The organism is Tardiphaga sp. (assembly GCF_028290785.1).
In the GTDB taxonomy this organism is placed as follows: Bacteria; Pseudomonadota; Alphaproteobacteria; order Rhizobiales; family Xanthobacteraceae; genus Tardiphaga.
On the sequence record NZ_JAQGJD010000281.1, the window covers coordinates 1 to 9698 of the forward strand.

The following is a 9698-nucleotide window of genomic DNA, read 5'->3' on the forward strand; positions in this document are numbered from 1 at the left end:
CGGCGATGGACACCGTCACCGAAGCCCGCATGGCGATCGCCATGGCCCAGGCCGGCGGCCTCGGCGTCATCCACCGCAATTTCGACGTCGAAGGCCAGGCCGCCCAGGTGCGGCAGGTGAAGAAGTACGAGTCCGGCATGGTGGTCAATCCGCTGACCATCGGGCCCGACGCGATGCTTGCCGATGCCATGGCGCTGATGACCGAACACGGCTTCTCCGGCATTCCCGTAGTGACCGGCGCCAGCAAGGGCGTCCCCGGCAAGCTGGTCGGCATCCTCACCAACCGCGACGTGCGCTTCGCCAAGGATCCGAAGCAGAAGATTTCCGAACTGATGACGCACGAGAACCTCGTCACCGTGCGCGAGGGCGTCAGCCAGGACGAAGCCAAGCGCATGCTGCATCAGCATCGCATCGAGAAGCTGCTGGTGGTCGATGACCAGTATCGCTGCGTCGGTCTGATCACCGTTAAGGACATGGAGCATGCGGTCGCGCATCCGCTGGCGTCCAAGGATGCCCAGGGCCGGCTGCGCGTCGCCGCGGCCACCACCGTCGGCGAAGGCGGTTTCGAGCGCACCGAGCGGCTGATCGACGCCGGCGTCGATATCATCGTGGTCGACACGGCGCACGGTCATTCGTCGCGCGTGCTGGAAGCCGTGCTGCGCATCAAGCGCCTGTCCAACGCCGTGCAGGTGATGGCCGGCAACATCGCCACCACCGAAGGCGCGCAGGCGCTGATCGATGCCGGCGCGGATGCCATCAAGGTCGGCATCGGCCCGGGCTCGATCTGCACCACCCGCATGGTCGCCGGCGTCGGCGTGCCGCAGCTCACCGCGATCATGGATGCGGTGGAAGCCGCCAAGAAGGCCAACGTCCAGGTCATCGCCGACGGCGGCATCAAGTTCTCCGGCGATCTCGCCAAGGCGCTGGCCGCCGGCGCGGATATCGCCATGGTCGGCTCGCTGCTGGCCGGCACCGACGAGACGCCCGGCGAAGTGTTCCTGTGGCAGGGCCGTTCCTACAAGGCGTATCGCGGTATGGGCTCAGTGGGCGCCATGGCGCGCGGCTCCGCGGATCGTTACTTCCAGCAGGACATCAAGGATTCACTGAAGCTGGTACCGGAAGGTGTCGAAGGCCAGGTTGCCTACAAGGGCCCGGTCGGCAACGTCATGCATCAGCTCGCCGGCGGCCTGCGCGCCGCCATGGGCTATGTCGGGGCCAAAGACCTGACCGAGTTCCACGAGAAGGCGGAATTCGTCCGGATTACCAGCGCCGGCCTGCGCGAAAGCCACGTGCATGACGTAACCATTACGCGCGAAAGCCCGAATTACCCCGGCGGGCTGTAAACCCTTTGCCCAAATAGAGCCCCACAATGGCGCGATAACGCGCTATTGTTCCCGTGTCACGAGAGCTGCCCCTGGCGCAGCCGATCGCCCCTCATCACTGGACGGGGCGTGTGACGCGGTTTTTGCGAGCCATTTCGCAATCGTCAGAAGAGAACGTTGGATACTATGGTCGATTGGACAGACGAGCGCGTTGCCGCGCTTTCAAATCAGGATTTGAAGAACCTGCGGGTCAATGCCGAGCGCAAATCGGTCGATGAGCTGATCGCCAAGTGCGACGCCGAGATGGAAAAGCGTCAGGCCAACAAGCCACGCAGCAAGAGCGCCAAGCCGCGCAGCGTGTCGAAGGAATTCGAGCACGACATGGCCGGCCAGCTCGCCGCCGTCGGCAAGGAAATGGCTGCCAAGTACGACCTCACGGAAGAGACCGCGAAGGCCGCGTCGGTCGGCGTCAAGGGTTTCAAGTCGCACAAGCTGCTCGACGCCAAGGGCTACGCCAAGCTCGGCGGCATGCAGCGCGACGGTTCGGTGGCGGTGGATCGCTACATCTCCTATCGCCGCGGCAAGGATATCGTCTCGCTGAGCGTGTTTCTGCTCAAGGACCAGCCGGTAGAAGAGCATGAGTTCCAGGTGATCGCGCCGCTCACGATGCTCGACGGCGGCAAGCCGGTCGCGGAAATCCGCCCGACCGCAACCGCGGCACAGAAGCAGTCTGCCGATGGCGGATTGGCGTTCAAGGATCTGCCCAGCGCAGCCGCCGCGTTCGATGCGGTGCTGGCGAAAATCACCGCCGCGGCCTGAAGCCGGCATTGACGGATATCACGCGGCGCGCGATTTTTGCGCGCCGCTTTTTTGTGGCCACGACAAGCGGCGAGCAACGACCAACAAAAATCATAGGAAACGCCATGACTTCATCTGCCAAGCGCGTCGTTCTTGCATCTCGCCCAAATGGCGAACCGAAAACCTCGGACTTCCGAATCGAGGACTACGAGGTTCCGACGCCGGGCGAGGGGCAGGTGCTGCTGCGCACGATCTGGCTGTCGCTCGATCCCTACATGCGTGGGCGCATGAGCGACGGCCCGTCCTACGCCGCACCGGTACCGGTTGGCGGCACCATGGAAGGCGGTACCGTCGCCGAGGTGATCTCCTCGAATAGCCCTGACTTTGCTGGGGGTGATGTGGTGCTGGCGCATTCCGGTTGGCAGACCCACGGCGTCGCCGACGGCAAGACGCTGCGCAAGATCGATCCCGCGCTCGGACCGGTATCGACCGCGGTGGGCGTGCTCGGCATGCCCGGCATGACCGCCTATACCGGGCTGCTCGATATCGGCCAGCCCAAGGCCGGCGAGACCGTCGTGGTCGCCGCGGCGTCGGGCGCGGTCGGCTCTGCGGTCGGGCAGATCGCGATGATCAAGGGCGCCCGCGCGGTCGGCATCGCCGGCGGCAAGGACAAGTGCGACTACGTCAAGAATGAACTCGGCTTTGCCGATTGCATCGATCACCGCGACTCCGACTTTGCGGCCAAGCTGAAGGCGGCGTGCCCTGATGGCATCGATGTATACTTCGAGAATGTCGGCGGCGCGGTGTTCGAGGCGGTGTTTCCGCTGCTCAACGCGTTTGCCCGCGTGCCGGTGTGCGGCCTGATCGCGCAGTATAACGACACGGCCGATACCTCGCCGCCATGGGCCGGCAAGATGTTGCGCAACGTGCTGACCAAGCGCCTCACCATTCGCGGCTTTATCGTTAGCGATTTTGCCGGCCGCCGTCAGGAATTCCTGCGCGATATGTCGGCATGGGTGAAAGCGGGCAAGGTGAAGTACAAGGAGTTCGTCACCGAAGGCCTCGATAGTGCGCCGGAGGCGTTCATGGGCCTGCTCAAGGGCAAGAACTTCGGCAAGCAATTGGTGCGCGTCGGGCCGGACAAGGCCTGATCAGATCACGCGGTAGCGAATGGCATAACGGTCGCTCGGCGCGCTGGCGCCGGCGGCCGCGTCCTGATCGGCCCGATGCCATGGACCGAACTCGGCGGTGTGGCTCGGGCTTGGCGCCAATCGCAGTTTGAAGGCGAGCGGCGGCAGGCCGGGCAGAGTCAGGACTACCTCGCGCTTCGAGGTGCGGAATATCAGTGGCACGGAGCCTCGCAGAATGCCTTCGCCCTTGCTGGTGAAGGTCGGGCCGTCGCTGAGTTCGGCGAGCGCGTGGTGGCGGTCGGTGTGCAACTCGATCTGGGTGGCATGGGTATCGACCTTGGCAGCGACGGAATCTGGCAGGCGGATTTCGAATTCGACGGCGGGCTTCGACGGAATGACACCGAGATAGGCCAGCGCGGCGGTCCGCATGTCGGAGGCGACAAAGGCGAGCAGGCCGAGCACCGCCAGCGTGGCGACGCCGTGGCGGACGATGTCGCGGGACGAGCGGTACCCGGTGCCGAAATAGACGGTTAGCGCGATGGCGACCGCCAGTGCCGCCGCTGCGCCGGCCAGGGCCGACATCATCAGGCCGGTCCAGCTATCCGGGTTGTCGTTCGGGGCCGTGAGGAAGGCATCGAAAAGGGCCATCGCGGGCTCGCGGATCCAGCACTGCCCTATGCAGCGCTTCCCAGTTGGTGATCGCAGCCGTCGAAGCGGTTCAAGCGGGATCGCCGTCGCGGTTTAATTGTCATGCGGCGGGGCGGGGTCTATAGCGTAGGCCAACCCGGACAGGAGAGAATTCGATGACGGTTCAAATGGTTTTGCTGCCGGTGTTCGTGCTGGTGGCATTGACGCTCGGCATGATGTTCTGGAACGGCCGCGGTGGGCGGACCGGCCGTAACGACGGCGCTGACGCGCCATATGCCGCCTCGCCGCTCGACGTGTTGTTCTATGCGCTGATCGCGCTCGGCCTGCCGCTGCGCAAGATCGACCTGGCGCTGGTTTGCCTGTCCTGGGTGTTCGTGGTGATCCGGTTTCTCGAAGCCGGGGTGTTCGCCTCGGCCGTGGGCGGCAAGGGCCGCTCGCAGGCCTACCTGGCCAGCGCACTGGTGCTGCTGGCGATGTGGTTCTATTTCGCGTTGCGCATGCTGCTGCTGCTCTGACGGCCCGTCGCCGCGCTTATCTCCTTGTTGCAAGAATCCTTGCTGAAAGACTGCCATGACTCCCGCTGCCAAGCTCTCCGCCGCGATCGACCTGATCGAGGCCATCGACACCCAGCGCGTCCCCGCCGCGAAAGCGCTGAAGGAATGGGGCACTGCGCACCGCTATGCCGGCTCCGGCGACCGCGCGGGGATTTCCGGCCTGGTCTGGGACGTGCTGCGCCGCCGTGCTTCCAGCGCCTGGATCATGGATAGTGATACGCCGCGCGCCCGCGTGCTCGGCATGCTGAAGGCCGAGCGCAAGATGGACGTCGAGGCGATCGCCGCGTTGTGTGACGGCGGCCGGTTTTCGCCGCTGCCGCTGTCGGATGCCGAGCACGCCGCACTGGCCTCGCGCAGCGTGGCGGATGCGCCCGCCCATATCGCCGGGGATTATCCGGAATGGCTCGACGGCTACCTCGCCAACGTGTTCGGCGATGACCGCGTCGCGGAAGCCACCGCGATGGCCAGCCGCGCGCCGCTCGACCTGCGCGTCAATACGCTGAAGGCCAAGCGCGAGAAGGTGCTGGGCTCGACCCGGCATCTCGGCGCGGTGGAGACGCCGTGGTCGCCGATCGGGCTACGCATCGATCTCGGCGCCGACGCGCGCAATCCCGGCATTCACGCCGAGGAGGATTTCATCAAGGGCGCCATCGAGGTGCAGGACGAAGGCTCGCAGCTGGCGGCGCTGTTGTCCGGCGCCAAGCCGGGCGAGCAGGTGATCGACCTCTGCGCCGGAGCCGGCGGCAAGACGCTGGCGCTGGCGGCGATGATGCAGGGCAAGGGCCGGCTGATCGCCACCGATCACGACAAGCGGCAACTGGCGCCGATCTATGAGCGGCTGTCCCGCGCGGGCGTGCACAATTGCGACATTCGCACCCCGAAGGGCCCGGACGATACCCTGTCGGACATCCATGCCTCCGCCGACCTGGTGGTGATCGACGCGCCGTGCACCGGCACCGGCACCTGGCGCCGCAACCCCGACGCCAAATGGCGCATGCGGCCGGGCGCGCTGGAAGTCCGGATCAAGGACCAAGTCGAAGTGCTGGAGCGCGCGGTACCTTTGGTGAAGCCCGGTGGCCGGATCGCCTACATCACCTGTTCGGTGCTGCCGCAGGAGAATAACGAGCAGATCCGCGGCTTCCTCGCCCGCCACCCGGATTTCTCCGTGGTGCCGGTCGAGCAGGTGACCTCGGTGCTGTGGGACAAAGCGGAGGCCTTTGCCGCGGCGACGTACCAGAGCCCGGAAGGCCTGTTGATGACGCCGCGGCGGACCGGCACGGACGGGTTTTTCGTGAGCGTGCTGGCGCGCAAGAACGCGGACTGAGCCAGCTTCCGCCTCCCGCACCACCGTCATCCTGAGGCGCCCGGCGCATCGCGCCGGGCCTCGAAGGATGCCTGTTCTGCTCAGTGCCACGCCGTCGTCCTTCGAGGCTCGCCGAAGGCGGCGAGCACCTCAGGATGACAGCTACTGCGGCTTCGGCTGCTGCATGCCATCCTTTTCAGGGTTGCGAGCCCCGCCCGAGTCGCGTAATGGCTCGCTATGACAGCCCCCAGCAAAACCTCCGTCTCGCCGTCCGATCCGTCGCCCCATGTCGCCGCGGATCATGACAAGATTCTGATCGTCGATTTCGGTTCCCAGGTGACGCAGTTGATCGCGCGCCGGGTGCGCGAGGAGGGCGTCTATTCCGAGATCGTCCCCTACAACAAGGCTGAAGCCGCCTTTGCCGAGATGAAGCCGAAGGCCGTGATCCTGTCCGGTGGGCCGGCCTCGGTGCTCGACGACAACGCGCCTTCGGCGCCGCTGTCGATCCTCACCGCGGGCGTGCCGGTGCTTGGCATTTGCTACGGCGAACAGACCATGGCGCAGCAGCTCGGCGGCACCGTGGAAGCCGGCCACCACCGCGAGTTCGGCCGCGCCGCCATCGAAATCACCGACTCTTGCGCGCTGTTCGACGGCGTCTGGGAGAAGGGCGGCAAATACGACGTCTGGATGAGTCACGGCGATCGCGTCACCAAGCTGCCGGAAGGATTTCGCGCTGTAGCCAAGGCGCCGGGCTCGCCGATTTCGGTGATCGCTGACGATGTCCGAAAATTCTACGCGATGCAGTTTCACCCCGAAGTGGTGCACACGCCCGACGGCGCCAAACTGATCCGCAACTTCGTGCGAAAAGTGGCAGGGCTCACCGGCGACTGGACCATGCGCGCGTTTCGCGAGGAGGCGATCGAGAAGATCCGTGCCCAGGTCGGCAGCGGCAAGGTCATCTGTGGCCTCTCGGGCGGCGTCGATTCCGCGGTGGCCGCGGTGCTGATCCACGAGGCGATTGGCGACCAGCTCACCTGCGTGTTTGTCGATCACGGCATGCTGCGCAAGGACGAGGGCAAGACCGTCGTTGAGCTGTTCCGCGGCCACTACAATATCCCGCTGGTGCATGTGCAGGCGGAAGAGCTGTTTCTTGGCAAGCTAGCAGGGATCACCGACCCCGAGCAGAAGCGCAAGATCATCGGTAGCCTGTTCATCGACGTGTTCGATGCGGAAGCCAAGAAGATCGGCGGCGCCGATTTCCTCGCTCAGGGCACGCTGTATCCCGACGTGATCGAGAGCGTGTCGTTCACCGGCGGCCCGTCGGTGACCATCAAGTCGCACCACAATGTCGGCGGTCTGCCCGACTTCATGAAGATGAAGCTGGTCGAGCCGTTGCGCGAACTGTTCAAAGACGAAGTCCGCGTGCTCGGTCGCGAACTCGGCCTGCCGGAGATCTTCGTCGGCCGGCATCCGTTCCCCGGTCCGGGCCTCGCGATCCGCTGCCCCGGCGAGATCACCGCGGAAAAACTCGACATCCTGCGCAATGCCGATGCGGTCTACATCGACCAGATACGCAAGGCTGGATTGTACGACAAGATCTGGCAGGCTTTTGCGGTGCTGCTGCCGGTGAAGACCGTCGGCGTGATGGGGGACGGCCGCACCTACGAATTCGTCGTCGGCCTGCGCGCCGTGACCTCGACCGACGGAATGACTGCCGACTTCTACGCCTTCGAGATGAAATTCCTCGGCGAAACCGCGACGCGGATCATCAACGAGGTCAAGGGCGTTAACCGGGTGGTGTATGATATCACGAGCAAGCCGCCGGGGACGATCGAATGGGAGTGAGGGGTCGTTTTGCCGCTGATGCGGGGTGAGCGGAAAGGTTTATGCCAGAAGGCTAATTGGCCACACTGATGCGTCGCGCTGAAGCTTGTAACAAGGTCGTCTTGACGCGGAAAGGGCATGCGGCGGTTGTGCTGTTGCCTATCACAGTGGCGCCCCAATCAAGGGCCCTTAAAATTCCTAGCACCGGTCCCCGAAGTTCTGTCAAAACACTAGCGCAAAAGAGTTGGGACATGCATACTTCATCAACGAGAGGTTGTTGTAGCGGTTCTGGGGGACACATTGCCATCTTTAGACTTCGATGTCGAAAAAGCGCTGTTTAGGGATTATTACGAGGAAAGTCGTCCACTGCTCGACAATGCGATAGATTCCTTCAGTGTTTTAATTACCTCTCTTATAAATCACGCGGGCGCGGGCGCGATCTCTAAAATCGAAGGGCGTGTTAAAGATAAAGAAGAGTGCATAAAAAAATTTACTAGAAAATATCGTACGGCCTTGGAAATGAAATCAGAGCCCTACACAATTAAAGACCATTTGACTGATATGTTGGGCTTACGATTAGTTTGCCTCTACGAAGATGATATCGAAAAAATTCGCTCTGTTCTTTCTGAGCAATTTGATGTTGTCGACGTGACCGATAAAATTTCTCAAATTGAAAATACTGAGGGGTCGTTCGGTTATAAGGGGCTTCACCTGGATCTTCGTCTTAATGCGGGTCGTCGTGTACTCCCGGAGTACGCACGATATGCGGATCTCTGCTTTGAGCTCCAAATTCGAACAGTCATTCAGGATTCTTGGAGTATTTTGGATCACAAGATAAAGTACAAAAAATCTATTCCAAATCGTTTGAAGCGCAGGATCAACACGCTGGCGGCGCTCTTTGAGTTGGCCGACCGAGAGTTTCGCGAAATCCGAGATTCGACCGTCGCGGAAATTGAAAAAGAAGATATTTCTTACGAAGAACTTTCACGAGAATCTGAGGCGCAAGTCCCTCACCAGGAGCTTGGGAGCTTCAGGTACGCTAGACTAAACGCTTTTAGCTTTCTTAAAATAGCCAAGCATTTTTTCAGTGGCTACGAATTTGAGCCCCATAAAGTTGATGGATTTACGGACGAGATCCTAGGTCTGAGCCCTGGCATAAGCCGAGGGAAGTTTAATTTTTACATGCGTGAGAACATCACAAGTGTAAAACGTTACCAAACGGAGTTTGAGCAAAACAGTAGTGATACGCTCAATCCTTTCACTATCATTCGGCACTGTTTGTATGCTGGAGACAAGGAATTGTTCGCGAACATATTAACGAACGCGGCTCAAGAATCATTCGAAAAGTGGCTCAGAAAAGGAGCTGGAAATAAAGCGGAACAGCAAGTAGGGCGGAATAGCGAAGCGTATTCCGCCGCACGTGACGTCATCGCCTCGTTGGACAGCGCCGCGACGATGAGCGACGTGTCCAGATAGAGCATCAGGAGCGGTCGCTGTCCCGCATCGATCGCACCAGATCGGTAGCTTCCTGTGTCTGCAGGGGCATGCTCGCGGTGAGCGACTGAAGTCGGGCCGCATCAACGGCCTTGCGCGGTGTAGCCGCGGCGGTAAGCCGCGCGACCGGCTTGCCGCCGCGTGTGGTGTCGATAGAATCGCCCGCCTCAACCCTGTCGATGAGTTCGCTCAGGTGGGTTTTTGCATCGGCCAGATTGACCGGGTTCATATGACGCTCCTGACTACCTACATAGTTATAAAGCCCGTTGCACGGGAAATGCACCAGGAGATTCCGGTCACGGCTTCACGAACCGATAAGCGAAGCGATCGGTCTCGCCCTTGATCGAGGGATCGAACACCTTGATCGCGTGCGTATCATACTTGTTCGCGAGCAGGGGGCTCTCCTCGTCCAGCACGAAGCCTGCCGCCTCCACCTCCTCGCGAACGGAGGCAGGCTCAATCCGATGCAGCGACTGGGCGTCGCTGGTGCCTGTCCCGGCGGCGGCGGCGTGATCGACGATGACGTAGGAACCGCCGGGCTTCAGCCGCTCGTAGACGGCTCGATTGAAGTCGGCCGCCGTCGCGCCCTTCTTTTGGATCAGGGCGGTGTGGAGATCGTGGTAGA

General features: G+C 62.2%; 9 protein-coding genes and 1 pseudogene. 7 read left to right on the top strand and 3 right to left on the bottom strand.

Going from position 1 to position 9698, the window contains the following annotated elements; genetic code table 11:
* The 3 genes from guaB to JWR89_RS16935 form a co-directional block, all read left to right on the top strand.
* Positions 1–1343 (top strand): IMP dehydrogenase (guaB, locus tag JWR89_RS16925; RefSeq protein ID WP_299718166.1); only part of this gene is annotated, 1343 nt, incomplete at its 5' end.
* Between the two features lie 165 nt (positions 1344–1508).
* Entirely contained in the window at positions 1509–2141 is a 633-nt protein-coding gene (locus tag JWR89_RS16930) for a hypothetical protein (protein WP_299718168.1), read from the top strand.
* 104 nt (positions 2142–2245) lie between these two features.
* On the top strand, positions 2246–3271 hold the full coding sequence (locus tag JWR89_RS16935) for an NADP-dependent oxidoreductase (RefSeq protein ID WP_299718170.1): 1026 nt from the start codon (positions 2246–2248) through the stop codon (positions 3269–3271).
* Here the strand turns inward: JWR89_RS16935 and JWR89_RS16940 are convergent, their stop codons facing one another.
* Positions 3272–3898 (bottom strand): acriflavin resistance protein, encoded by a 627-nt coding sequence (locus tag JWR89_RS16940; protein ID WP_299718173.1) that lies wholly within the window; start codon positions 3896–3898, stop codon positions 3272–3274.
* A gap of 155 nt (positions 3899–4053) precedes the next feature.
* Here JWR89_RS16940 and JWR89_RS16945 point away from each other — a divergent pair, with 155 nt between their 5' ends.
* The 4 genes from JWR89_RS16945 to JWR89_RS16960 all read left to right on the top strand — a co-directional run bounded on the left by JWR89_RS16945 (position 4054) and on the right by JWR89_RS16960 (position 9055).
* Positions 4054–4413, top strand: coding sequence for a hypothetical protein (locus JWR89_RS16945; protein WP_299718176.1), 360 nt, complete (start codon positions 4054–4056; stop codon positions 4411–4413).
* Between the two features lie 55 nt (positions 4414–4468).
* The gene (locus tag JWR89_RS16950) at positions 4469–5776 is read left to right on the top strand and encodes an RsmB/NOP family class I SAM-dependent RNA methyltransferase (protein ID WP_299718179.1); all 1308 of its coding nucleotides are present in this window, start codon (positions 4469–4471) and stop codon (positions 5774–5776) included.
* Between the two features lie 216 nt (positions 5777–5992).
* Complete coding sequence (gene guaA, locus JWR89_RS16955) at positions 5993–7600, top strand: glutamine-hydrolyzing GMP synthase (protein ID WP_299718182.1); 1608 nt, start codon at positions 5993–5995, stop codon at positions 7598–7600.
* Positions 7601–7879: 279 nt separating this feature from the next.
* The gene (locus tag JWR89_RS16960) at positions 7880–9055 is read left to right on the top strand and encodes a (p)ppGpp synthetase (protein ID WP_299718185.1); all 1176 of its coding nucleotides are present in this window, start codon (positions 7880–7882) and stop codon (positions 9053–9055) included.
* A gap of 4 nt (positions 9056–9059) precedes the next feature.
* Here JWR89_RS16960 and JWR89_RS16965 read toward each other — a convergent pair whose 3' ends face one another.
* Together JWR89_RS16965 and JWR89_RS16970 are read right to left on the bottom strand one after the other, a co-directional pair.
* Complete coding sequence (locus JWR89_RS16965; RefSeq protein WP_299718188.1) at positions 9060–9302, bottom strand: type II toxin-antitoxin system prevent-host-death family antitoxin; 243 nt, start codon at positions 9300–9302, stop codon at positions 9060–9062.
* A gap of 67 nt (positions 9303–9369) precedes the next feature.
* Positions 9370–9698, bottom strand: a pseudogene (locus tag JWR89_RS16970) (methyltransferase); the annotation flags it as partial.

Excerpts from the sequence above, each read along its gene's own strand:
- JWR89_RS16930 (WP_299718168.1), top strand. The coding sequence starts at position 1,509 with ATGGTCGATTGGACAGACGAGCGCGTTGCCGCGCTTTCAAATCAGGAT.
- JWR89_RS16935 (WP_299718170.1), top strand. The coding sequence starts at position 2,246 with ATGACTTCATCTGCCAAGCGCGTCGTTCTTGCATCTCGCCCAAATGGC.
- JWR89_RS16940 (WP_299718173.1), bottom strand. The coding sequence starts at position 3,898 with ATGGCCCTTTTCGATGCCTTCCTCACGGCCCCGAACGACAACCCGGAT.
- JWR89_RS16945 (WP_299718176.1), top strand. The coding sequence starts at position 4,054 with ATGACGGTTCAAATGGTTTTGCTGCCGGTGTTCGTGCTGGTGGCATTG.
- JWR89_RS16950 (WP_299718179.1), top strand. The coding sequence starts at position 4,469 with ATGACTCCCGCTGCCAAGCTCTCCGCCGCGATCGACCTGATCGAGGCC.
- guaA (WP_299718182.1), top strand. The coding sequence starts at position 5,993 with ATGACAGCCCCCAGCAAAACCTCCGTCTCGCCGTCCGATCCGTCGCCC.
- JWR89_RS16965 (WP_299718188.1), bottom strand. The coding sequence starts at position 9,302 with ATGAACCCGGTCAATCTGGCCGATGCAAAAACCCACCTGAGCGAACTC.